Origin of the sequence: Bradyrhizobium diazoefficiens (assembly GCF_016616885.1) — a bacterium.
In the GTDB taxonomy this organism is placed as follows: domain Bacteria; phylum Pseudomonadota; class Alphaproteobacteria; order Rhizobiales; family Xanthobacteraceae; genus Bradyrhizobium; species Bradyrhizobium diazoefficiens_F.
In genome coordinates, this window is the sequence record NZ_CP067102.1 from 4,542,939 (window position 1) to 4,566,139 (window position 23,201).

The 23,201-nt window shown below is 63.6% G+C and carries 27 protein-coding genes and 1 tRNA gene; 10 read left to right on the plus strand and 18 right to left on the minus strand.

Annotated elements, in window-relative coordinates:
* The first annotated feature begins 202 nt into the window (after positions 1-202).
* The 3 genes from dctP to JJC00_RS21240 are packed head-to-tail and all read left to right on the plus strand — an operon-like array spanning position 203 to position 3,131.
* The gene (dctP, locus tag JJC00_RS21230) at positions 203-1,225 is read left to right on the plus strand and encodes a TRAP transporter substrate-binding protein (RefSeq protein WP_200467906.1); all 1,023 of its coding nucleotides are present in this window, start codon (positions 203-205) and stop codon (positions 1,223-1,225) included.
* Entirely contained in the window at positions 1,222-1,776 is a 555-nt protein-coding gene (locus JJC00_RS21235) for a TRAP transporter small permease (RefSeq protein WP_200467907.1), read from the plus strand. Before dctP ends, JJC00_RS21235 begins: the two co-directional genes overlap by 4 nt.
* Positions 1,773-3,131 carry a TRAP transporter large permease gene (locus tag JJC00_RS21240; protein ID WP_200467908.1) on the plus strand — a complete coding sequence of 453 codons (1,359 nt, stop codon included), beginning with the start codon at positions 1,773-1,775 and terminating at the stop codon, positions 3,129-3,131. Before JJC00_RS21235 ends, JJC00_RS21240 begins: the two co-directional genes overlap by 4 nt.
* A 103-nt stretch (positions 3,132-3,234) precedes the next feature.
* Here the strand turns inward: JJC00_RS21240 and JJC00_RS21245 are convergent, their stop codons facing one another.
* From JJC00_RS21245 to JJC00_RS21260, 4 genes are read right to left on the minus strand one after another with little or no spacing between them, the layout of a single operon-like run.
* Positions 3,235-4,146 carry a hydroxymethylglutaryl-CoA lyase gene (locus tag JJC00_RS21245; protein ID WP_200467909.1) on the minus strand — a complete coding sequence of 304 codons (912 nt, stop codon included), beginning with the start codon at positions 4,144-4,146 and terminating at the stop codon, positions 3,235-3,237.
* Between the two features lies 1 nt (position 4,147).
* Entirely contained in the window at positions 4,148-6,151 is a 2,004-nt protein-coding gene (locus JJC00_RS21250; RefSeq protein WP_200467910.1) for an acetyl/propionyl/methylcrotonyl-CoA carboxylase subunit alpha, read from the minus strand.
* A 4-nt stretch (positions 6,152-6,155) separates the two neighbouring features.
* Positions 6,156-7,760 (minus strand): carboxyl transferase domain-containing protein, encoded by a 1,605-nt coding sequence (locus JJC00_RS21255; RefSeq protein ID WP_200467911.1) that lies wholly within the window; start codon positions 7,758-7,760, stop codon positions 6,156-6,158.
* Positions 7,761-7,797: 37 nt separating this feature from the next.
* The gene (locus JJC00_RS21260; RefSeq protein WP_283816822.1) at positions 7,798-8,925 is read right to left on the minus strand and encodes an isovaleryl-CoA dehydrogenase; all 1,128 of its coding nucleotides are present in this window, start codon (positions 8,923-8,925) and stop codon (positions 7,798-7,800) included.
* 159 nt (positions 8,926-9,084) lie between these two features.
* Here JJC00_RS21260 and JJC00_RS21265 point away from each other — a divergent pair, with 159 nt between their 5' ends.
* Positions 9,085-10,113 (plus strand): AraC family transcriptional regulator, encoded by a 1,029-nt coding sequence (locus tag JJC00_RS21265; RefSeq protein ID WP_200467913.1) that lies wholly within the window; start codon positions 9,085-9,087, stop codon positions 10,111-10,113.
* Between the two features lie 31 nt (positions 10,114-10,144).
* On the opposite strand, the gene JJC00_RS21270 is transcribed toward JJC00_RS21265, so the two are convergent.
* Both JJC00_RS21270 and JJC00_RS21275 read right to left on the minus strand, forming a co-directional pair.
* On the minus strand, positions 10,145-10,639 hold the full coding sequence (locus tag JJC00_RS21270; protein WP_200467914.1) for an Lrp/AsnC family transcriptional regulator: 495 nt from the start codon (positions 10,637-10,639) through the stop codon (positions 10,145-10,147).
* A gap of 96 nt (positions 10,640-10,735) precedes the next feature.
* Positions 10,736-11,038, minus strand: a complete 303-nt coding sequence (locus JJC00_RS21275) for an ETC complex I subunit (protein ID WP_200467915.1) — start codon at positions 11,036-11,038, stop codon at positions 10,736-10,738.
* A gap of 258 nt (positions 11,039-11,296) precedes the next feature.
* On the opposite strand from JJC00_RS21275, the gene JJC00_RS21280 reads away from it, so the two are divergent.
* Positions 11,297-12,475: an OpgC domain-containing protein gene (locus JJC00_RS21280; protein ID WP_200467916.1), complete on the plus strand. Its 1,179-nt coding sequence runs from the start codon at positions 11,297-11,299 to the stop codon at positions 12,473-12,475.
* Positions 12,476-12,508: 33 nt separating this feature from the next.
* Here the strand turns inward: JJC00_RS21280 and JJC00_RS21285 are convergent, their stop codons facing one another.
* Positions 12,509-12,703 (minus strand): hypothetical protein, encoded by a 195-nt coding sequence (locus tag JJC00_RS21285; protein WP_200467917.1) that lies wholly within the window; start codon positions 12,701-12,703, stop codon positions 12,509-12,511.
* Positions 12,704-12,906: 203 nt separating this feature from the next.
* On the opposite strand from JJC00_RS21285, the gene JJC00_RS21290 reads away from it, so the two are divergent.
* The 3 genes from JJC00_RS21290 to JJC00_RS21300 all read left to right on the plus strand — a co-directional run bounded on the left by JJC00_RS21290 (position 12,907) and on the right by JJC00_RS21300 (position 15,333).
* Positions 12,907-13,185, plus strand: a complete 279-nt coding sequence (locus tag JJC00_RS21290) for a hypothetical protein (RefSeq protein ID WP_200474369.1) — start codon at positions 12,907-12,909, stop codon at positions 13,183-13,185.
* Between the two features lie 295 nt (positions 13,186-13,480).
* A complete protein-coding gene (locus JJC00_RS21295; protein WP_200467897.1) occupies positions 13,481-14,680 on the plus strand; it encodes an IS256 family transposase in 1,200 nt (399 codons plus the stop codon).
* 431 nt (positions 14,681-15,111) lie between these two features.
* Positions 15,112-15,333, plus strand: coding sequence for an RNA-binding protein (locus JJC00_RS21300; RefSeq protein ID WP_200467918.1), 222 nt, complete (start codon positions 15,112-15,114; stop codon positions 15,331-15,333).
* Between the two features lie 42 nt (positions 15,334-15,375).
* On the opposite strand, the gene JJC00_RS21305 is transcribed toward JJC00_RS21300, so the two are convergent.
* From JJC00_RS21305 to JJC00_RS21325, 5 genes are all read right to left on the minus strand, one after another.
* A complete protein-coding gene (locus JJC00_RS21305) occupies positions 15,376-16,101 on the minus strand; it encodes an outer membrane protein (RefSeq protein ID WP_200467919.1) in 726 nt (241 codons plus the stop codon).
* A 172-nt stretch (positions 16,102-16,273) separates the two neighbouring features.
* Positions 16,274-16,350 (minus strand) — tRNA-Pro (locus JJC00_RS21310).
* Positions 16,351-16,461: 111 nt separating this feature from the next.
* Positions 16,462-16,947 carry a DUF192 domain-containing protein gene (locus JJC00_RS21315; RefSeq protein ID WP_200467920.1) on the minus strand — a complete coding sequence of 162 codons (486 nt, stop codon included), beginning with the start codon at positions 16,945-16,947 and terminating at the stop codon, positions 16,462-16,464.
* A 167-nt stretch (positions 16,948-17,114) separates the two neighbouring features.
* On the minus strand, positions 17,115-17,747 hold the full coding sequence (locus JJC00_RS21320; RefSeq protein ID WP_200467921.1) for a cold-shock protein: 633 nt from the start codon (positions 17,745-17,747) through the stop codon (positions 17,115-17,117).
* A 208-nt stretch (positions 17,748-17,955) separates the two neighbouring features.
* The gene (locus tag JJC00_RS21325; protein ID WP_200467922.1) at positions 17,956-18,717 is read right to left on the minus strand and encodes an SIR2 family NAD-dependent protein deacylase; all 762 of its coding nucleotides are present in this window, start codon (positions 18,715-18,717) and stop codon (positions 17,956-17,958) included.
* 264 nt (positions 18,718-18,981) lie between these two features.
* Here JJC00_RS21325 and JJC00_RS21330 point away from each other — a divergent pair, with 264 nt between their 5' ends.
* Entirely contained in the window at positions 18,982-19,146 is a 165-nt protein-coding gene (locus JJC00_RS21330) for a hypothetical protein (RefSeq protein ID WP_200467923.1), read from the plus strand.
* Positions 19,147-19,213: 67 nt separating this feature from the next.
* On the opposite strand, the gene JJC00_RS21335 is transcribed toward JJC00_RS21330, so the two are convergent.
* Positions 19,214-19,492 (minus strand): hypothetical protein, encoded by a 279-nt coding sequence (locus JJC00_RS21335; protein WP_200467924.1) that lies wholly within the window; start codon positions 19,490-19,492, stop codon positions 19,214-19,216.
* A 354-nt stretch (positions 19,493-19,846) separates the two neighbouring features.
* Here JJC00_RS21335 and JJC00_RS38625 point away from each other — a divergent pair, with 354 nt between their 5' ends.
* Positions 19,847-19,972 (plus strand): hypothetical protein, encoded by a 126-nt coding sequence (locus JJC00_RS38625; RefSeq protein ID WP_283816629.1) that lies wholly within the window; start codon positions 19,847-19,849, stop codon positions 19,970-19,972.
* Here JJC00_RS38625 and JJC00_RS21340 read toward each other — a convergent pair.
* From JJC00_RS21340 to JJC00_RS21360, 5 genes are all read right to left on the minus strand, one after another.
* Positions 19,969-20,166 (minus strand): hypothetical protein, encoded by a 198-nt coding sequence (locus JJC00_RS21340; protein ID WP_200467925.1) that lies wholly within the window; start codon positions 20,164-20,166, stop codon positions 19,969-19,971. The genes JJC00_RS38625 and JJC00_RS21340 overlap by 4 nt on opposite strands.
* 140 nt (positions 20,167-20,306) lie before the next feature.
* Positions 20,307-20,657 (minus strand): GrlR family regulatory protein, encoded by a 351-nt coding sequence (locus JJC00_RS21345; protein WP_200467926.1) that lies wholly within the window; start codon positions 20,655-20,657, stop codon positions 20,307-20,309.
* 464 nt (positions 20,658-21,121) lie between these two features.
* On the minus strand, positions 21,122-21,259 hold the full coding sequence (locus JJC00_RS21350; protein ID WP_177243661.1) for a hypothetical protein: 138 nt from the start codon (positions 21,257-21,259) through the stop codon (positions 21,122-21,124).
* 512 nt (positions 21,260-21,771) lie between these two features.
* Positions 21,772-22,068, minus strand: coding sequence for an HU family DNA-binding protein (locus JJC00_RS21355; RefSeq protein ID WP_027531020.1), 297 nt, complete (start codon positions 22,066-22,068; stop codon positions 21,772-21,774).
* A gap of 269 nt (positions 22,069-22,337) precedes the next feature.
* Entirely contained in the window at positions 22,338-23,144 is an 807-nt protein-coding gene (locus JJC00_RS21360; protein WP_200467927.1) for an AraC family transcriptional regulator, read from the minus strand.
* Between the last annotated feature and the right edge of the window lie 57 nt (positions 23,145-23,201).

A 23,201-nucleotide genomic window follows, 5' to 3' on the forward strand; every position in this document is an offset into this window, starting at 1 on the left:
ACGGCGTTAACGAGCGGAACCGTCGAGGCTTACGTGTGCAGCGCAGCAAGGCCAACACTTGCCGCGGCATTCCGTCTCGAACTATCAGATGAGAGAAGTTGGGGTCAAAGACCGGCTAGGATGGGCCTCGGCGCCGGTCTCATGACCCACCCGGATCACGTTAAGCAAGAACCGTCCAAAGTACCGCCCAAGGGGATATTCCATGTTCACGCGTCGTCACCTGCTCGCGACCGCTGTCGCTGCACCCGCCATTCTCCGCTTCGGCATCGGCACCGCGCATGCCGCGACCACGCTGAAGATCTCGCACCAATTCCCCGGCGGCACCATCGACAAGGGCGATTTCCGCGACCGGCTCTGCCGCATGTTCGCCGCCGAAGTCAGTAAGCGCAGCAACGGCGACATCGCCGCCGAGATCTATCCGAACTCCTCGCTGATCAAGACCAACGCGCAGTTCTCCGCGATGCGCAAGGGTGCGCTCGACATCTCGCTGTACCCGATGCCCTATGCCGGCGGCGAATTGCCCGAGACCAATATCGGCCTGATGCCCGGTCTCGTCACCACCTACGACCAGGGCATGCGCTGGAAGAAGGAGCCGGTCGGCAAGGCACTGACCGACTTCCTTGCCGACAAGGGCATCATTCTCCTGAGCTGGGTATGGCAGGCCGGCGGCGTCGCCAGCCGCTCCAAGCCGATCGTGTCGCCGGAGGATGCCAAGGGCATGAAGGTTCGCGGCGGCTCGCGCGAGATGGACATGGTGCTGCAGACCGCCGGCGCCTCGGTGCTGTCGGTGCCCTCGAACGAACTCTACGCCGCGATGCAGACCGGCGCTTGCGACGCCGGCATCACCTCCTCCACCAGCCTGATCTCGTTCCGGCTCGAAGAGGTCGCGAAGTCGCTGACCTCGGGCGCGGGCGCGTCCTACTGGTTCATGCTCGAGCCGCTGATGATGTCGAAGGCGATCTTCGACAAGCTGCCGAAGAACCAGCAGGACATTCTGGTCGCCGTCGGCGCGGAGCTCGAAGCCTTCGGCCGCAAGGGCGCGCAGGATGACGACGTCGAGGTCGCCAAGGTCTACGAGAAGGCGGGCGCAAAGGTCTCGGCGCTCGATGCCGCGACGGTCGGCAAATGGCGCGACATCGCCCGCGACACCGCGTGGAAGGATTACGGCGCCAAGACCGCAACCGCTGCGAACCTGCTCAAGCTCGCCACCGACGTCGCTGCATGAGCCACGGTCCGCTTCCGGATCGTGACGACACGACGAATGCTGCCGCAAGGACCGGCCTTGCGGCAGCACTCGATCGCGGCCTCGCCATCCTCAATCGCATCATCGTCGTGTTCGCCGCGCTGGCGCTGGTCGCCGCTTGCGCCATCCTGAGCTACAGCGTGCTCAGTCGTGCCTTGTTCAAGGCCGCCAATTACTGGCAGGACGAGGCCGCCGTGTTCCTGCTGGTCGGCGCCACCTTCATGACGGCGGCCTATGTGCAGCAGAACCGCGGCCATATCGGCATCGAGGCCTTCGTTGGCCTGCTGTCGCCGCTGGCGAACAGGATCCGGCTCTGGATCGTCGACGCCGTGACGTTCCTGTTCTGCGCCTTCTTCACCTGGAAGTCGTGGACGCTGGCCCATGAAGCCTATGTCGACGGTCAGGTCTCGAACTCGATGTGGTCGCCGCCGCTCGCGATACCCTATTCACTGATGGCGCTTGGCATGAGCCTGCTCTGCGCCCAGATCCTCGTGCAGCTGGCGCTGCCGTTCACGGGAGCCAAGCGTCCATGAGCGTTTTCGGTATCGGTATCGCTTACGGGATCGCGACACTGCTCGTGATGTTTTCGGGCATGCCGATCGCGTTCGCGCTCGGCGCGGTCGCGGTCGTGTTCATGGGCATCTACATGCCTGCGGCATCGCTGGATACGGTGACGCAGAATGTCTACGAGGAGATGGCCTCGATCACGCTGCTGTCGATCCCGCTCTTCATCCTGAAGGGCGCGGCGATCGGCAAATCGCGCGCCGGCCAGGATCTCTATTCGGCGCTGCACGCCTGGCTGCATCGCGTGCCTGGCGGATTGGGCGTTGCCAACGTCTTCGCCTGCGCGCTGTTTGCGGCGATGGCGGGCTCGAGCCCAGCGACCTGCTCGGCGATCGGCTCGGCCGGCATCCCCGAGATGCGCAAGCGTGGCTATTCCGGCGGCTTCGCGGCCGGCATCATCGCCGCCGGCGGCACGCTCGGCATCCTGCTGCCGCCCTCGATCACCATGATCCTGTTCGCGGTCGCGGCGGAAAAGTCGCTGGGACGGCTGTTCCTCGCCGGCATCGGCCCCGGCCTGCTGCTGGTCTCGCTGTTCGGCGGCTATGCCGTGATCCGCTTCCGCCAGGAATATGCGGCGGCCGAAGCGGCTTACAAGAACGGCGGCCCCGAAGCTGCGATCCTCGCCCGCGACGAGTATACGCTTGCGGAGCGCTTCAGCGTGCTACCGCGCGTGCTCCCGTTCGTGCTGCTGCTCACCGGCGTCATGGCGGCGCTCTATGGCGGCTATGCCACACCGTCGGAGACGGCCGGCCTCGGCGGCCTGCTGGCGCTCGGACTGATCGCGGCGATCTACGGCGTATGGCGGCCGGAGGACCTCGGCCCGATCATGAAATCGACGATCCGGGAATCGACCATGCTGATGATGATCATCGGCATGTCCCTGCTCTATTCCTACGTGATGAGCTATCTGCACATCTCGCAATCGGCCGCCGAATCCGTTGTCGCGATGCATCTGCCGCGCTGGGGCCTGCTGTTTGCGATCCTCGTCATGGTCGTCGTGCTCGGCTTCTTCCTGCCGCCGGTCTCGATCATCCTGATGACGGCGCCAATCATCCTGCCGCCGTTACGCGCGGCGAATTTCGACATCATCTGGTTTGGCGTGGTCATGACCATCGTGATGGAGATGGGCTTGATCCATCCGCCGGTGGGATTGAATATCTTCGTCATCCGCAACGTCGCGCCGGACATTTCGCTGAGCGAAGTGATCTGGGGCACGCTGCCCTTCGTGCTCTTGATGATGGGCGCAGTGCTGCTGCTCTGCCTCGTGCCGGAGATCTCGACCTGGCTGCCGGATTTGGTGATGGGGCCGGACGGGAGCCGATGATGTCTCTCCACCGTCATTGCGAGGAGCCCTTGCGACGAAGCAATCCAGACTCTTTCCGCGGAGAGACTCTGGATTGCTTCGCTTCGCTCGCAATGACGGAGAACTAGGAAGCCGCGCGCTTCTTCTTCGCGTTCAGCGCTGAGGCCACGCGGCTCACCGGCGGTTTGCCCAGCACGCCGCTCATCGTGTTGGTCGCGGCCAGCAGCTTCTCCATGTCGACGCCGGTCTTCACGCCCATGCCCTCGAGCATGTAAACGACATCCTCGGTTGCGACGTTACCCGTGGCACCGGGCGCATAGGGACAGCCGCCGAGCCCGCCCGCGGCAGCGTCGATGACGCGGACGCCCTCCTTCAGGCCGGCATAGAGATTGGCCAGCGCCTGGCCGTAAGTGTCGTGGAAGTGCATCGCGAGCTTGGCAGCGGGAATGTTGGCGGCGACCGCACGCAGCATCTCCCTGGCCTTTTCAGGCGTGCCGACACCAATGGTGTCGCCGAGCGATATTTCGTAGCAGCCGAGCTCCCACAGCGTATTGGCGAGATCGGCAACCGCCTTGGGCTTGATCTCGCCGTCAAAGGGACAGCCGAGCACGCAGGAGATATAGCCGCGTACCTTCACGCCATCGTCGTTGGCGCGCGTCAGCACCGGCTTGAACCGCTCGATGGACTCCGCGACCGTGCAATTGATGTTGGCACGCGAAAAGCCCTCGGAGGCCGCCGCAAACACGGAAACCACCTTCGCGCCGGCGGCGCGGGCCGCGTCATAGCCCTTTTCGTTCGGCACCAGCACGTGGAATTCGGCGCCGTTGATGTGGCTCACGCCGCGCAATACGGCGTCGGAGCTTGCCATTTGCGGGATCGCCTTGGGTGAAACGAAGGCGCCGACCTCGACCGTATCGAGGCCGGCTCCGACCAGCGCCCCGATGAAGGCAATGCGGGCCTCGACGCTGACGGGTGTCCTCTCGTTCTGGAGGCCGTCGCGCGGCCCCATCTCGATGATGCGGACGGGATCGCTCATATCACTCTCCCGACGGCTCGACCACGGCGAGCTCGACGCCTTCCTGCACGATGTCCCCGACCTTGCATTTGATGGATTTGAGCACGCCGGCATAGGGCGCGCGCAGCGTCTGCTCCATCTTCATCACTTCGAGCGTGAGGATCGGCGCGCCCTTTTCGAGCTTGGCACCCTCCTCGGCCAGCACGGCGACGACGGTGCCCGGCAAGGGCGCCGCGATCTTGTCTTCGCCGACATGCTCCTCGCTCTCGCCGCCGAACGGATCCACCCAATGCAGGTCGAAGCGGCCGTTGCGCGTGCGCAAATACAGCTCATGGCCGTCGATCACGGCCGCCACGGAGGACTTCACGCCGTCGAGCGTCAGGTCGAAGCCGCCATCCTTCGGCGCAACCGTGTACGCGAGCTCGCGCTCACCGATCACCAGCGTCGAAGGCCCGCTGCCATAGTTCAGCATGATCTCTTGCTCGGGCCCGTGGCCGACGCGGAAAGCAAAGCTGCGCTGACGGCGGCCGACCGGCATCCAGCCAAAGGTCTGCCACGGCGAATTCGCGCCCGCTTGCGTGGCCTGCCGCTCGTCATTGACGATCGCGGCGACTGCGGCGCACAGCTCGAGCTCACCGGGCACCGGCGAGGCTGATGTCAGGACGGAAAGCTCGCGCTCGATGAACCCGGTGTCGATCGCATTCGCCCGCACCTTCTGGTGCGTGATCAGCGCCGACAGGAACGGAATATTGGTGACGACGCCGCGGACGTCCGAGTCTTCCAGCCCACGGTTGAGCCGGTCGATCGCGACGTCGCGTGTCGGCGCCCACGCGATCATCTTTGCGAGCATGGCGTCGTAGTACGGCGAGACCGTATCGCCCTCGCGATAGCCGGCGTCGATGCGCAGGCCGCCAGTCTCCGCCGGCAGCCGCCAGGTCGAGATCTTTCCGACCGACGGCATGAAGTTCTTGGTCGGGTTCTCCGCATAGACGCGCGCTTCAACAGCGTGGCCGTTGAGCTTGATTTCGTCCTGCTTGAGCGGCAGTGCCTCGCCGAACGCGACGCGCAGCTGCCATTCGACGAGATCGATGCCGGTGATCAGCTCGGTCACGGGATGCTCGACCTGGAGACGGGTGTTCATCTCGATGAAGAACACGTCCTTGCCGTCGGAGACGAACTCGATGGTGCCGGCGCCGACATAGTTCACTGCGGCCGCCGCCTTGCGGGCAGCCGCACAGACGGTCTCGCGCTGGGCGGCGTTGAGCGTCGGCGAAGGCGCCTCCTCGATCACCTTCTGGTGCCGGCGCTGCAAGGTGCATTCGCGCTCGAACAGCGACAGCAGATTGCCGTGGCTGTCGCCGATGATCTGCACCTCGATATGCCTGGGATTGTCGACATATATTTCGATCAGCATGCGATCGTCGCCGAACGCGGCCTTGGCCTCACGCTTGGCGCTGACGATCGCGGGCGCAAGCTCGGCCGCCGAGCGGACGATGCGCATACCGCGGCCGCCGCCGCCGGCGGAGGCCTTCACCAGGATGGGGAAGCCGATCTTGTCGGCGGCCTTCGACAGCGTGGCATCATCCTGGGCCTCGCCGTGATAGCCGGGCACCAGCGGCACGCCCGCCTTCTCCATCAGCGCCTTCGAGCCGGACTTTGAGCCCATCGCCGTCATCATCTCGGCGGTCGGGCCGACGAAGACGAGGCCGGCATCGAGGCAGGCCTGCGCGAATTCGGCATTCTCGGACAGGAAGCCGTAGCCGGGATGGATAGCTTCGGCGCCGGTCTTGCGCGCGGCTTCGATCAGACGCTCGACATCGAGATAGCTGTCGCGGGCCCGTGCGGGCCCGAGCAGTACGGCCTCGTCGGCGAGCGCGACGTGCATGGCGTCGCGGTCTGCCTCGGAATAGACCGCGACGGTGCGCAGGCCCATGGCGCGGGCGGTGCGGATCACGCGGGCTGCGATCTCGCCGCGGTTGGCGATCAGGAGCGTGCGAAAACGACGGTAGAGCTTTGAGCGGTCCATCGCATCACATCCTGAACAGGCCGAATTTCGTCGGCTCGATCGGCGCATTCGACGCCACCGAGAGGCCGAGGCCGAGCACGAGGCGGGTGTCGGCCGGATCGATCACGCCGTCGTCCCACAGACGCGCGGTCGCGTAATAGGGATGCCCCTGGCTCTCATATTGCGCGCGGATAGGCTCGCGGAATTTATCTTCCTCGTCCCTCGACCAGCTATCGCCCTTGGCCTCGATATTATCGCGCCGAACCTGGCTCAGCACCATCGAGGCCTGTTCGCCACCCATCACCGAGATACGCGCGTTCGGCCACATCCAGAGGAAGCGCGGCGCGTAGGCGCGGCCGCACATGCCGTAATTGCCGGCGCCGTAGGAGCCGCCGATCACGACGGTGAATTTCGGCACCGAGGCGGTCGCAACCGCCGTCACCAGCTTGGCGCCGTCGCGCGCGATGCCGCCGGCTTCGTATTTTTTGCCGACCATGAAGCCGGTGATGTTCTGCAAAAACACCAGCGGAATGCCGCGCTGGCAGCACAGCTCGATGAAATGCGCGCCTTTCAGCGAGCTCTCGCTGAACAGGATGCCGTTGTTGGCGATGATGCCGACCGGAAAGCCCCAGATGTGCGCGAACCCGCACACCAGCGTCGTGCCGTAGAGCTTTTTGAACTCGTCGAATTCGGAGCCATCGACCACGCGGGCGATGATGTCGCGTACATCGAACGGCTTGCGGCCGTCGATCGGCACCACGCCGTAAATTTCTTCGGCCGCAAACAGCGGATCGCGGGGCGGATGCATGTTGAGGTTCGGCCGCGTGGACGGCTTGAGCGTACCAACGATCCGGCGGGCGATCCCGATCGCATGGGCATCGTTCTGTGCGTAATGATCGGTGACGCCGGACTGGCGCGAATGCACGTCGGCGCCGCCGAGCTCCTCGGCGGTCACAACCTCGCCGGTCGCGGCCTTCACCAGCGGCGGGCCGCCGAGGAAGATGGTGCCTTGATTGCGCACGATGATGCTCTCATCCGACATCGCCGGCACGTAGGCGCCGCCGGCGGTGCAGGAGCCCATCACGATTGCGATCTGCGGGATGCCTTGCGAGGACATCTGCGCCTGATTGTAGAAGATGCGGCCGAAATGCCGCTCGTCCGGAAAGATCTCGTCCTGGAGCGGCAGGAAGGCGCCGCCGGAATCAACCATGTAGACGCAGGGAAGATTGTTCTGCCGCGCGATGTCCTGCGCCCGCAGATGCTTCTTGACCGTCATGGGGCAATAGGTGCCGCCCTTGATGGTGGCGTCGTTGGCGACGATCACGCATTCGCGGCCCGAGATGCGCCCGACGCCGGTGACGATGCTCGCCGAATGCACGTCGCCGCCGTAGAGCCCATGGGCCGCCAGCGGCGACAGCTCCAGGAACGACGTCCCGGGATCGACCAGCAGATCGACGCGCTCGCGCGCCAGCATCTTGCCGCGCGCGGTGTGGCGGTTGCGTGAGACTTCGCCACCGCCGCCCGCGACCTGGCTGAGTTTTTCGCGCAAATCGGCGACGAGCGCGCGCATGGATTCGGAATTGCGCGCAAAATCGGATGACGATGGATCGATGCTGGAATGGAGCGGCATGTGGTCCCGCGTTTCCTATGCGTGGTTGCGTGGAGAGTTAAGCCGTTTCCGCCATCAGCTCACGGCCGATCAGCATGCGGCGCACTTCGGACGTCCCCGCACCGATCTCGTAAAGCTTGGCATCGCGCCAGAGACGGCCGACCGGAAACTCGGATGTATAGCCGACGCCGCCGAGCGCCTGGATCGCCTCGCCGGCCATCCACGTCGCCTTCTCCGCGGAATAGAGGATTGCCGCAGCAGCGTCCTTGCGCAGCGTGCGCGCGTGGTTGGCACGGTCGCAGGCCTTTCCAACGGCATAGACATAGGCGCGCGTTGCCTGCCAGGTCGAATACATGTCGGCGAGCTTGCCCTGCATCAGCTGGAAATCGCCGATCGGCTGGCCGAACTGTTTTCGTTCGTGCATGTAGGGCACCACCGCATCCATGCAGGCCGCCATAATGCCGAGCGGACCGCCCGACAGCACCGCGCGCTCATAGTCGAGGCCGGACATCAGCACCTTGACGCCCTCGCCCACGCCGGCGAGCACGTTCTCCTCCGGCACCTCGCAATCGTCGAAGAACAGCGGATAGGTGTTGGAGCCGCGCATGCCGAGCTTGTCCAGATGCTGGCCGTGGGTGAAGCCCTTAATACCCTTCTCGATCAGGAAGGCGGTCATGCCGCGCGGACCGGCCTCGGGATCGGTCTTGGCGTAGACCACCAGCACGTCGGCATCGCCGCCATTGGTGATCCACATTTTTGAGCCGTTGAGCACATAGCGGTCGCCGCGCTTGTCGGCCCGCAGCTTCATCGAGACCACGTCGGAGCCCGCGCCCGGCTCGGACATTGCGAGCGCGCCAACATATTCGCCGGAAATCAGCTTCGGCAGATAGCGCTGGCGCTGCGCATCGTTGCCATTGCGGCGGATCTGGTTGACGCAGAGGTTGGAATGCGCGCCGTAGGACAGCCCGATCGCGGCCGAGCCGCGCGAAATCTCCTCCATGGCGACGACATGGGCGAGATAGCCCATGTTGGACCCGCCATAATGCTCCGGCGCGGTCATGCCGAGCAGGCCGAGGTCGCCAAAACGCTTCCAGAGATCGGCCGGGAACAGATTGGCCTTCTCGACCTCCGCCGCGCGCGGCGCCACCTCCGCCTCGACAAAGGCGCGCACGGTGTCGCGCAGCATGCTGATGTCTTCGCCCAGATCGAAGTCGATGCTCGGGATGTTCAAGGCGATTCCTCCGGTTTCTTGTCGGCCCCGAACCTACCCCCGCCCAGGCGCCGTGGCAGTCGAAAAGGTTGCATTTTCCGCCAAGTTTGGCGAGGATTTTCCAAAGGACTTTCGATGCCCTTTCAGGCCGCAACCGCCACGCCCCGCCGCGCCATGACCCCTGCCGCCTTCGTCCGCGGCGTGGTCGCGGCCTATGCCCGCTATGGCCGGGATCCAGCCGAGGCGCTGAGCAAGGCGCAGGTCCTGTCCGACCTCGTCGGATCGAGCGACGGGCGGGTCACGGCAGCGCAGTTCGAGGCGCTGGCGGGCCATGCCATGCGCGAGCTCGACGACGAGGCGCTCGGCTGGTTCTCGCGAAGGCTGCCGTGGGGCACTTACGGCATGCTGTGCCGCGCGTCGATCACCGCGCCCACGCTCGAGGTCGCGCTGAAGCGCTGGTGCCGGCATCACCGCCTGCTGACCGAGGACGTGCTGTTCGAGCTTGCGGTCAGCGGCGAGACCGCGACCATCTCCCTCCGCGAGCAGCGCGATCTCGGACCGTTGCGCGAGTTCTGCCTCGTCACCTTGCTCCGCTACGTGCTCGGATTCTCCTGCTGGGCGGTGGATTCCGCGATCGCGCTGCGCGCGGCGGAATTCCCCTATTCCGAGCCCGGCCACGTCTCGGTCTATCCGACCATCTTCTGCAAGCATGTCCGCTTCGATGCGACTGGGGCCCGCATCGTCTTCGACAAGCATTATCTCTCACTGCCGCTGACCCGCAGTGCCGCCGACCTCGACAGCATGCTCAAGGGCGCGCTGCGGCTGACCGTGCTGCCCTATCGGCGCGATCGTTTGCTGGTCGAGCGTGTCAGGCGCGTGCTGCGCGAGGCGCGCGGACGCATTCTCGGCGCGGAGGATGTCGCCAGCGAGCTTGCGCTGTCCACCCGCACCATGCATCGGCGGCTCCGCGCGGAAGCCACCTCGCTGCGCGACCTCAAGGAGGAAGCAAAGCTCGAGCTTGCCAAGCAGGAGCTGATACGCGGCCGCACGCCGATCAAGCGGATCGCGGAGATCGCCGGCTTCCGCAACGAAAAGAGTTTTTCGCGGGCTTTCCGTAGCTGGACCGGCGCCAGCCCCCGCGAGTTTCGCGACCGATATCGCTGAAGGTTCTGGTCGCCGTCGCCTCGCGCGGCTCCTATCCGGCCGGCGCCGCAGCCGCGATCTCCTGCAACGGCAAAGGCACGTCCTTTGCGACACCCAGCACGGGAAAGCTGCGCACGTTCTTCACATCAGGCATGGCAGCAAAATGAAGGAGCTGCTGGCGCATGCTCTCGACGCTCGGCGCGACGCATTTCAGGAGATAGTCGGTGTCGCCCGAAATGCGCCAGCACTGCTGGATGCGCGGGATCGCGGTGATCGAACTCTCGAACGCCTCGAGCACCGGCTGGGCCTGGCTGCCGAGCTGGATCGAGACGAACGACACCACCTCGTAGCCGAGCAGCCGTTCGTCGATGACGGCACGCACCGCGCGGATCACGCCGCGGCTGAACAGCGATTTGAGCCGCCGCAGGCAGTTCGGCGCGGAGACGCCAACGCGTAGCGCCAGCTCGTTGTTGCGAACCCGCCCGTCCTGCTGCAGCTCGGATAAGATCTTCAGATCGACGCCGTCGAGCTGATCACGCCCCGCCATCCCCCACCTCGTCATGGTCCCGTCATGCGGACCAGCGAAGCACGCGGCAGAATGGGTGCCAAGGGCTCCCCGCGAAAACGGACGAGGTGAAGCCCCTCAGTGCGTCCAGGGTTCGCCGCGGCGGAAGGCGAAATTGTCGGCGTAGGCGACCTGGCGGTGGAGCGATTCCTTCGGCTCGATCACCTGGTAGGCGATGCCCTTGCGCTCGCAATAGGCGACCGCCTCGTCCTTGGTGTCGAAGCGCAGCGTGATCTGCTGCTTCATGTCGCCCGACGAGGTCCAGCCCATCAGCGGCTCGACCGCGCGCGGCTGCTCCGGCTCGTAATCGAGCTGCCATTCCTTCTTGGACCGGCCGGATTGCATCGCGTTCTTGGCGGGCTTGAAAATGCGTGCGGTCATTGGCGGTCGGGCCTCTTGGTCTTTTCGTTCGATTTTAATGCGTCACGGTAGCGATTGGTGGAAACCGCGGGCATAGTATAGAGACACCTTTCGGGAACTGATCGGTGATTCCGTGCCCCCGGGTCCCTCACCGACGGGTATAGTCATTATGCTGCACCGTGACAATTGCGTACCCGCCGCCGTCCGCCCGGGAATCCCGCCCGGCGGCCCTGCCTCGCCGACATCCGCATATCCGTCCCCTTCGAAAGCTCCCGTCGCATGGCCTTCCTGAACATCAATGCCACGCTCCCCGAGAAGGGCCGTGACCTCAGGCTCGACCTGTTTCGCGGCGTCGCCAACTGGGCGATCTTCCTCGACCACATCCCCGACAATGTCGTGAACTGGATCACGACCCGCAACTACGGCTTTTCCGACGCCGCCGACCTGTTCGTCTTCATCTCCGGCTATACGGCTTCGTTCGTCTATGCCCGCATGATGCTGGAGCGCGGCTTCATCGTCGGCGCCACCCGCCTCACCAAGCGGGTCTGGCAGCTCTACGTCGCCCACATCATCCTGTTCGTGATCTACATCGCCTCGATCAGCTATCTGGCGCTGCGCTTCGGCGATTCAGAGATGATCAACGAGTTCAACGTCGCAGGCCTCGTCGACAATGCCACCGAGACGCTGCGCCAGGGCCTGTTCCTGCGCTTCAAGCCGCTCAATCTCGACGTGCTGCCGCTCTACATCGTGCTGATGGGCCTGTTTCCGCCGGTGCTCTGGTTCATGCTGCGCAAGCCTGATCTGACGATGGTGCTCTCCATCATCCTGTGGCTCACCGCGCGTCACTTCGGCCTGAACCTGAACGCCTACCCGGCCGGCCAGTGGTACTTCAACCCCTACTGCTGGCAGGTGCTGTTCGTGTTCGGCGCCTGGTGCGCGATGGGCGGCGCACGTCGCTCGGGCTGGCTGATCAATTCGCAGATCACGCTGTGGCTCTGCCTTGGCTATCTCGCGTTCGCGTTGGTCATGACCATGGCCGGCCGCTTCCCGACGCTCGGCGGCATGTTCCCGGAATGGCTGTTCTCGGCCTTCAACCCGAACGACAAGACCAACCTCGCGCCCTACCGCTTCATCCACTTCGTCGTGATCGTGATCCTGGTGATCCGCTTCGTGCCGAAGGAATGGCCGGGCCTGGAGTGGAAGATCTTCGATCCGGTGATCGTCTGTGGTCAGCAATCGCTCGCCGTGTTCTGCGTCGGCGTGTTCCTGTCCTTCGTCGGCCATTTCGAGCTGTCGATGAGCTCGGGCTCGCTGTTCGCGCAGCTCTTCGTCTCCATCGCGGGCATCGCGATCATGACGACGGTCGCCTATTACATCTCCTGGTCGAAGCGGCAGGACAAGCCGCTGAAGCCGCCGCCGGCAAAGCCCGCGGCCACCCCGGCGGCCAAGGCTGCTTGAAAAAGGCCGCCTGAGACGCGTGGCAGCGGCGGCTCAGGCCGCCGCCTCACCGTCGTATTCGGTGAACTTCTTGTAGATCCAGTCGCGGCCGTCGTGACGGCGCCAGACCTTGCCGTAGACGAGCTGCCCGTTGATCGAGCGGCGCGGCACGATCACGGTCCAGAGGTGCCAGATCTCGGTCCAGTTTGGCCGCGGATGGACGGCACGGACGTTACGATCGAAAGACATGACGCAAAACTCACAGGATATGAGCTCCGCGATGGACTGTGATCCCGTGCGAGCACCGATTGCAGCAGCCGATCGCGAGCCTTGCCGATTTGATAACAGCCACCAAGGCAGCCGCAACATCCTCTCGTCCTTAACCTAACTGATCAACCTTACTCTCGTGGGGTACCTAACCAAACCCGTTGAAAGCAGGCGCCGATTTTTCTATGATGTATGCGCAATTTGAGAACGAGCGCCCCGTTCTAAACGCGCGGCGATTTTGGACCGATTTCTATTTTTCAAAAGACTTGCTGGCCGGGGCAACCACAATGAATTTGCAATGTGCACGTCTGCGCCTGGCGATGGTTTCATCGCCGCCGACACCGGTTGCCAGGGCGGCGCCCCATGACAAGCCGCCTCACAACAGGTCGACGAGGGCTGCCAACGACAATTGTCCGGTCTGGCCGCTGATCCCGTTTCCGGCGGGCTGGTACGCCTCGGGCTGAGCCTAAAAAGCGCAACGCCGCGCAAGCGGAATATCATCGCTTGGCGGCGTCCGTTTAGGTATTGGGCGCTGAAATCCCCAACACTGTTATGTCTAAGGCGACAGCCAAAGGTTCGACGAAGCTTTGGTAATTTTGCGCGGTCGTGTCCCAGCTGATGGTGTAGCTCGGTAGAGCAAAGCCGTCCGCACGCGCGCCCCCACATAGCGCCGTAGCGGGCGGACGGCTTTGCGGTGGTCATCGATGATTCGTCGGTAGGGTCGGGTTGCTGACACCAACCTGATTCGAGGAACCACCGATGACCGACGAGATGATGAACCTGCGCGCGCTCATGGAGAAGACCCCTGATGCCGATCTGTTGCGCGAGATGATCGGCTTTGCGGCCCAGCGGCTGATGGAGCTGGAAGTCGAAGGCCAGACCGGAGCGGGCTATGGCGAGAAGAACCCCGAACGTCTGGCCCAGCGCAACGGCTACCGCGACCGGATCTGGGAGACCCGCGCCGGCGCAGTTGAGCTGCGTATTCCCAAGCTGCGCAAGGGCTCCTACTTCCCGGGCTTCCTGGAGCCACGCCGCATGGCCGAGAAGGCGCTGACCGCCGTGGTGCAGGAAGCCTATGTGCAGGGCGTCTCGACCCGCTCGGTGGACGACCTCGTGCAGGCCATGGGCATGACCGGCATCTCGAAGAGCCAGGTGAGCCGGCTGTGCGGCGAGATCGACGACAAGGTGAAGGCCTTCCTCGCCCGGCCGATCGAGGGCGACTGGCCATATCTGTGGATCGACGCCACCTACGTGAAGGTGCGCCAAAATGGCCGCATCGTCTCGGTCGCGGTGATTATCGCGGTCGGCGTCAACAGTGACGGCCGCCGCGAAGTGCTCGGCATGGACATCGGTCCCTCCGAAGCCGAGACGTTCTGGACGGCATTCCTGCGCAAGCTTGCTCGCCGCGGCCTGCGTGGCGTCAAGCTGGTCGTCTCCGACGCTCACGAGGGCATCAAGGCCACCGTCGCCAAGGTGCTCAACGCCACCTGGCAGCGTTGCCGCGTCCACTTCATGCGCAACGCGCTGGCGCATGCCGGCAAGAGTGGGCGGCGCGTCGTCTCCGCCTTCATTGCCACCGCGTTCGCCCAGGACGATGCCGAGGCCGCGCGAACCCAATGGCGGAAGGTCGCCGATCAACTCCGCCCCAAGCTGCCCAAGCTGGCCGGCTTCCTCGACGAAGCGGAGACCGATGTGCTGGCCTACATGACATTCCCGCCGCAGCATCGAACCAAGCTGCACTCGACCAACCCGATCGAGCGCCTCAACGGCGAGATCAAGCGGCGCACCGAGGTGGTCGGCATCTTCCCCAACGAGGATGCCATCGTCCGCCTCATCGGCGCGATCCTGCTCGAGCAGAACGATGAATGGGCCGTCCAGCGCGCCCGCTACATGACGCTGGAAACCATCGCGCCGTTGAGCGATGATCCAACCGTCAGCTTTCCGGCTATCGCCAGCTGACCAGTCCGGCCCTTGCCGGCGAACGCGGTGTCCCACCGCCAGTTACACCACTCCCTGGGACACGATCTTTTGCGCCCGTTAACCCGCTTAGCTTCTTGTAGAAATCGCGCAGAAATCGTGCGGCGGAAAGAACGAGCGCTGAGGGTTCGCCGTCGCGTCCGGCCGTCCCCTTCGGGCCTGACCGGACCTTGGATCGTGCCTTTGTGCCCGCAGCGCAGGACCGTTCAGACGCCGCTGGCGGCGGCAGACGCACCGTTGGAGCTCAACGCGGCGCGTATTTCTCCAGCAAACATCAGAAACCATTCGGCCCGTCACGGGTTGCAGCTTCTTCCCACCTGTCCGGGGACGCCGCGAGCGGGTCTGATCAGCTCCCGCTCGCGGTGAATGGATAGTCATCCCGTCTCACGTCCGTGTGAGTTGGAGCGCGGCCGGTGAATTTTAGCGAGCGAACGAAGACCAATGAACAGCAGGCCATTGGCCAAGGGGATGCAGTGAGCCAACTTGATACGAGCGAGAAACTGTCCGAGGCAGAGGAGCCCCGGATGTCGCTGTTCGCACTGTGCTGGCTCGGGATTGCGGCGATCGCGATGGTGGGCTGGATCTGGGCGCTGGGCTGGCTGGCCTGGCGCCTCGTCGACTGGCTGCTGTCCTGACGCCCGAGCTGGCCGGCCGTGACATGCCAGCCGCTCCCGACATCAGTAGTGGTAGTTCACGCCGATCGTCGCGGCATGGATCGTGTCCTTGAGATGGGCCACGGTTATGCCTTCCGGACTGATCAGCTGTATCGGGCCCTTCGTACCGAAGTCGTGGTAATTGTATTCGACATTGGCCGACCAGCAGGGCGCAAACGCCCATTCCACGCCCGCCCCCAATGTCCAGCCGGTCCGCATGACGGACGCGCTTGGATCGATTCGGAAACCAGTGGCCGGACTGACATAGGCATCATCGATCTTCTCGTGGGTCCAGGCGACGCCGCCTCGCCCGTAGAACAGCCAGCCTGAACCGTAGGCGTAACCGAACCGTGCGGTGACCGAGGCGAGAAAATCGTTCTTGAGTCCGAACTGCGACGGCACGACGAGGTTGCCGAACGCGGGAAATCTGACATTGCTGCCATGCTGGCTCGACAGGCTCGACCATGCGGCCCGGCCTTCGGCGCCGACGACCCAGTTGGATGCGAATTGATGGTCGCAGCCGGCCTGTCCGCCACCGATAAAGCCGCCCGCGCCGAAATCGACCGTCCCGCCGGCGCTGTTGATCGTGCGATCGTCGCTGGCACCGCCGCCGAGATGTCCCCCGATATAGCAGCCGGTCCAGTTGAAGGTGAGCGGCGCCCCTGGAGGCGCCTGCCGCGCATAATCAGCCGCAGATGCCGCCGTCGCAGACAGAGCGAGAATCACCGCAACCCCGACAGTTCTAAACATGTCCGAACATTCCCCATTGCACGCGCAGAGATAGTGCACGCGAAGCTGACGCGGAGGTTGTGTAGCGGACAAGTTGTCGCGGCATTGTTCTGCCGGCCTGACCAACGCCGGCGCGGCGGACGCACACCGCACTTATAGATCTCTAGGGAATGAAGAGGGTCCACCTCGGGACTGGTCGGGGCAGCTGGATTCGAACCAACGACCTGCAGTACCCAAAACTGCCGCGCTACCAGGCTGCGCTATACCCCGAATGTCCGGCGAGCCCTGTCGATACACGCTTCCCAAAGCGCCAGCAAGCCTGCCGACCGCCGGCAAACGCTCAGCCGCCCGTCAGGGCGGCCATGGTCGCACCAATCCGGCCTATTTGCTGCCGAACAGGGGGTGGCCAACGCGGTCGCCGGGGCGGATGCCGTATTTCTGCGCTGTTCCCGCCACCACCTCGAGGACGGCCCGGGCCGGGCCTCCCGACGAGATGATCCTGGTCGAGAGCGGCTCGGTATTCTCGGCGATGCGCAGGATGCGGCCGTCGGCGCGAATGAAGATCATGTCGAGCGAGACATAGGTGTTCTTCATCCACATCGAGACTTCTTGCTCGGGATTGAAATCGAACAGCATGCCTTTGCCATCGGCCAATTCCTTGCGGTACATCAGCCCGGTCTGCTTCTCCTCGTCCGTGGTCGCCATCTCCACCGAGAACACCCGCACGCCGTTCTTGGTGACGATCTCGAGCGGCTGGAAGCTGGCCGCGCGAACCGACCCGCTTGCGACAGCAAAGCCGACAACGACGAGGATGGCGGCAAGCCAGCCCCGGGCAACGGACCGGGCGGCCTTTCGATCAAAGCTCATGGAAATGGACTCATTGGCCTGACGGCGTGGGACTGGGCCTGACGGCGATGGACTGGGCCTGATGGCGTGGGACTGCGACATCCTTACGCGGCGATCGTGACAAAAGCCAGAAGCGCGCGATCCCGGGGCCGCGCGCTTCTGCTCACGAATACGAAAATGGCAAGCCGCTAGTGCGACTGGAGACCCGGCGAGCCGGTCTCTGGATGGATCTCGGCGGCCATCATGCCCTTGGAGCCCGGCCCAAAGCGAACCAGCACATACTGGCCCGGCCGCAGCTCGGTCATGCCGAAGCGGCGCAGCGTCTCCATGTGCACGAAGATGTCGGGGGTACCCTCGCCGCAGGTCAGGAAGCCGAAGCCACGCAGCCGGTTGAACCATTTGACCTGAGCCCGCTCGAGCCCGCTGGTCGCGGTCACCGTGACATGGGTGCGCGGCGGCAACATCTGCGCGGGATGGATCGCGGTCGACTCGTCCATCGAGACGACGCGGAAGGCCTGATAGCCCTTGGCGCGCTGGATGCACTCGACGACGATCCGGGCGCCCTCATACGCGGTCTGGAAGCCGTCGCGCCTGAGCACGGTAACGTGCAGGAGCACGTCGGGCCATCCATTGTCGGGAACGATGAAGCCGTAGCCCTTTGAGGCGTCGAACCATTTGATGACGCCATGGACCTCGACGAGGTTGGCGCTGCCCTCACCTAGTCCGCTGAAGGGACTGAGCGCGCTATCGCGACCGGCGCCGTGCTCGCCCGACGCGGGAACTCCCAGCTTCTTGGACTCAAATCCGTCCGACGACCCCATAACCCCGGACCCCACACATGCCATGCTACCCGCCTCAATGGCGGCGTCGAATCACGCGTCTTTAGAGAACCTTCAGAGAATCTTCTCAATCGACGCGACGCGAATCTTTCGAATCAAAAGATAACACTCCCGGTTGCGAGGCATAGATAAAAAAGCGATTCGCCGGAACCTATGAACAGCTTGCACAGGCGCGAATCAAACTGATGCCTCAATTCTCGACAAAGGGCCCGAGTGCTTCGCCGATGTCGTGGCGGATGACGAGGTCGGCGATGTCGTCCTGCTCGGTCGGCTCGCGATTGATGATCACCAGACGTGCACCGGCGTTCCTCGCCATCATCGGAAATCCCGCCGCCGGCCATACCACAAGCGAGGAACCGATCGCGATGAAGAGATCGCAGGCCTGCGACAGCGCGGTCGCGCGTTGCATTTCATCCTCGGGCATCGCCTGACCGAATGAGATCGTTGCGGTTTTGACCGGCTCGTCGCATGCGGTGCAGTTGGGCGCGGCGCCGTCATGATCGAATCGGCGCTTCACCCAGTCGAGCTGATAGGCCTGCCCACATCCGATGCAGCGCGCGTAAGTGGTATTGCCGTGAAGTTCAATCACGCGATCGGCGGCGAAGCCCGAGGCCTGGTGCAGATTGTCGATGTTCTGGGTGATGATTGCGGGAATCTTGCCGGCGCGATGCAGTGACGCAAGCGCGCGATGGCCGCGGCCGGGTTTCGCTGCGGCGAACACCTCCTCCATTGCGAAACGCCGGCGCCAGGATTCATCGCGCGCCTCCTGGCTCGCGACGAACTCGTCGAAGGGAATCGGACGGTTGCGGGTCCAAATTCCACCCGGCGAGCGGAAGTCGGGGATGCCGCATTCGGTCGAGATGCCGGCGCCGGTGAACGGCACGATGATCCTGGCGCTCGCGATCAATTCGCCAAGCCGTTCGACACCGCTCTGAAGGTCAGATGCAATCACTCGCCGCCTCCTGATTTGCCGTCGCGCTGGCTGCAACATCCGCAAGCGACAAGATTGTTGACGCTCTTATCCACCGCAAGTCGTGAGCGGCGATGGGGCGGCAATTGTTTTCGACCTTCGCTTATCACAATCCTGCAATGCCGCCTCCCCATTGACGCCCCAATCAGAAGCGCCAATGCATGTATTGACGCGACTCAACGTGATTGCGGCGGCAGTGCTTGAGTTCAGCAGTGCACACATACTCAGCTATCGTGGGGGTTTGACATGACCGAAGACGAACAACGCAAGATCCGCGAACGCGAAGAGATTGCCGCCCGTGTCGCCGCCTTCCGCGCCACGCAGGAAAAATTCAAGCGCGAGCGCGAGGAATATTTCGTGTCGACGCTCGAGAACGCCCGCAAGGCGGAACGGCCCTCGCTCTGGCCGTAAGCGATCGCGCAGGATCTGCGCACACGAAGCCCGGGGCGTCGCTCCGGGCTTTTCGATTCCTCAGCCGTTACCAGTAATGGTAATAGTGGCGGTGCCGATAGTACGGTCCACCGTAGTAGGCATACGGGCCGGGGTCGTAATAGGCCGGGCCGTCATAATAGCCATAGCCCGGGCCATAGTAGCCGTACGGATGGGACGCGGCGACGGCGCCCGCGGTGAGCGCACCGGCGGCGAGACCAAACGCCAGGCCCGGGCCAATGCCGCGGCCGCGTGCCTGCGCAGGCGCTGCAACCGCGGTCACGCCGACGGCTGCGACGGTCGCCAGAACTGCGAGTGTCTTCTTCATGATTTCCTCCTTCGCATCTCGCGCTGACAACGCGGACCACCCGGGATGGTTCGCCTCTGGTGGAACCGCGCCGCGCAAAAATCTCACTGCCGGCGGGAACAATATCGGGACACGCGGATTGGACCTGCAAGTGCGGAAGCCTCCGCCATCCGGGTCGAGGCGACAGCACGAAGATCCCGTCAGCATCTCCGCGGTGCTGGCGGGGTTTTCGGTTTCAAGTCGCTTCGCAGCAAGTCTCTTTGCAGTAAGTCTCTTTTTGCAGTAAGTCTCTTTGCAGTAAGTCTCCTGGCCAATCGGGAACAAGCGCGCCCCGCACACATTGAGGTGGTCTTCCCGCGAGAGAAGAGGCTCGTCATGCCTGCCTGGCTCGAAGTACTGCTCAATCTGTCCGGCTATGCCGGCTTCGTGGCGCTTGCAACCCGCGGCGCCGCATGCCCGCAGGACTCCGCCGACGATGAGGCCTATGGCAGCAAGCGCTAGTTCGCCTGCGGCGGCTGTCCTGCAGTGCGCACCAGCCGGTCAGCCTTGACCGCGACGCGCGTGTCCTCGAGCTGCGGCCGCAACGAAAAGCTGATCACCACGAAGGCGAGACAGAACAGCGTGCCGACGACGACGACGCGGCGGTAGGTCTGGCGGTCGCCCTGGTAAAATGACGGTTCTAAAAAAGGTGTCATTGGCAAATTCGGTTTTCTTGTTGTCTTTGCCAGACAGCTATCCCAACGCGCAGCAAGCGCAACGCGATTGGGCTTTTAACCTAACCGAATAGGGTTATCGCGATCCCTGCAAGTTTTCCGTTAGGAATTTGGCGCGCGCCTCAGATCTCGGCGAGCCACTTCAACGACGCGCGGAAGCCGAGGCTGCGATGGCCCGCGACCAGAACGGTGCCGTACACCTCGGCCCCCTCCTCGCTGAACGTGCCGGAAAAGCCGCTGGTCGCTTCGGTGCCGGCGAACAGCGGCCGCACGAGCGGATCGGCGAACGGCGAATGCTGGTTGGTGGCCAACTCGCCCTTCCAGGTGCCGTTGCCGAATGTGTAGGAGCCGCGCGACCAGAAATACGGTCCGCCGCCGAGCAGCACGCCATCACGCAAGATCAACACGCCGTTGTCGCGGCCCTTCACGCCGTCGAGCATGTGGATGTGGATCGAGTAGAGCCCGTTCTTCATGGATGCGCCCGTCGTTACGAGCGACGATAGCGCGGCATGCGGGAAGCGTCGAGCCAGCGACCCAGACCTGTCGCCGCGCCGTGACCGGCTTTGTTCAGGCTTCGCCGCCATTTCGTTCCCGGAGGACGAATCGGAATCGACGAAATCCGCGCGAAGCAATTCTTAAAAAGTCGTTTGCACGCAAACGAGCGACAAACCGCTGCATGCGAACGATCACACCGTGTCCTGGGACATCGGCAGAGGCGGCCGCAACGACGACACGATGACGCGAAGCATCGCACTGACTCGTTTTGACACAGCCCCCAACCAATATTCGAGCAGCCACAAACTGTTCTGCATCCGACTCCATTTCGTTCTCGAAGAACGAATCGGAGTCGAGCAAATCAACGCGAAAGCGATTCCTAATGATCGATGAAGCGAAGCCATCCTCACCTGAGGTCCGCAACGCCTTTAGCCGAGAACGCTCAGGCTGCGCGCTTGGCGTTGCCCTTCTCGGAGAAGCACTCCAGGATCTGGATGCGGAGTTCTTCTGCGGCCGGACCCTCGACCTTCCTGAGCTGGTTCCAGAGCCGGATCACTTCGCGCTGTTTCTCGACGGTCATGAATCACCTCCAAAGCGGATGACTCACTAGAACAAAATGGGAACAAAAAGTCCAGCCCTGACGCGAGATTTCATGCGTGTCGCGTTGAACCTTTCCGGTGCGCCGAGGACCCATGGAGGCTGGGGATTTCAGCGCCCGGTCACATGGCAGCGCCGCGATCGACGAACATATTCCGTCACCGCGGCGCTGTTGCTTTTTGGATTTTCAACCTTAAGTCAGAGAGGTCGCTGACGGCCAGGCGCTGAAATCCCAATGCCGTCAGCAAGAGAGCCCCGTGCGCAAGCACGGGGTTTTTCTTTCTCGGTATCGGCTGATGAGTTGCGGGGATCGCCGCGCACGATCGCGATGAACTTTTTCAGCGCTGGCGCGTCAAATCAATGAAGCTTCCCCCAGGCTTCACCCCCATCAGAAAACCCCGCTTCCCCCAGGCGGGGTTTTCCCCTTTTTGTCGGCATCGCGCCGCCGGTCCGCGCGTCGCTCAAGGCGCACGCAGACGGCGCGCGACGTTGGGATCAGACCGAGTCCTTGGCGACCTTCAGCGGCGAGGCCTTGACCGACTTGCTCGCCGGCTTCGCAGCAAACTGCATCGGCTCCTTGGTGAAGGGATTGACGCCCATGCGGGCTTCGGTCGCAGGCTTGTTGACGACCGACATCTTCACGAAACCGGGAATAACGAACTCGCCGGACTCGTTGAGCTCCTTGTAGCCGACGGTCGCCATGTATTCGATGACCGACTTCACGTCGTTCTTCGCAAGCTGCGTGCCTTCCGCAATTGCATCAATCAATTGGGTCTTGGTCATCTTCGCCATGTCTGGACTTCCTCTGAATTGGGTGCGCGCGCTGCGACGTAGCTTTGTCCGGGAAGCGGTAAAACCACGCGGGCCGCGCGTCTGTTCATGCCTGTCGGTCACGAAGCAGCCGGGCTTAGAACCCATTGAGGCCGAAAACGCAAGCAGCAGTTCTGCGCGAGTTCCGTCCTGTTTCCGCCGGACAATGCTGTCTGCGGCGACGACAAATCGAATTCCGCAGCACCCTTAAAGAGTTCGCCAACCTTGCGGACTTGCCCGCGCGCATGCGACTACGGCTCCTGAGCCACACTGCTGAGATATTTGGCCGGTGGCTTTCCCAGCGCCTTCCTGAACATGGTGATGAAGGCCGTGACCGATTCATAGCCGAGATCGGCGGAGACCTGCTGTACGCTCGCCCCCGCAGCAAGCTGGCGGATCGCAACGATCAGATGCAGTTGCTGGCGCCAGCGTCCAAACGTCAGCCCCGTCTCCTTCGCGACGAGACGCGCAAGGCTGCTCTCGCTGAGCGCGACGTGATCCGCCCATTCCGCCAGCGTGCGGCGGTCCGCGGGATTGTCCGCCAAGGCTTCCGCAATGCGCGTCAACCGCGGCTCACGCGAGAGCGGCAGATGCAATTGCTGCACGGGCATGCGCGGCAACTCGCCGAGCAGCACGCCGATCAGGCGCTCCCGCCGCGCCTCGTCATGCTGCGCGCCGTCGGATAGCTCGACGATCAATTCGCGCAGCAATGGCGAGATCGAGATGGTGCAGCAGCGATCCGGCAGATCGACCAGCTCCGCCTCGATGTAGACGAAGAACAGGCGTGCATTCGCAGTCGCACGATTGCTGTGCGGCATGTCGCTTGGAATCCAGACCGCGCAATGCGGCGGCACCATCCACAGCCCGCTCGGAACGCGACAGGTCACGCCGCCTCCAAGCGACACCACGAGCTGTCCCTTGCGATGCCTGTGATCAGGCACCTCCCCTTTGGTCCCATCGGCATCGACGCGCACGGCAATGACCGGCGCGGAGCGGTCATCCACGTCCAGGTCGAGCCAGGGATAACGGAGAGGATAACGAAGCTTCTGTCTCATCATTGACGGTTTTTAGCGATCGAATGGAATTATGCATAGATTCATCCATCGGGAAAGTCG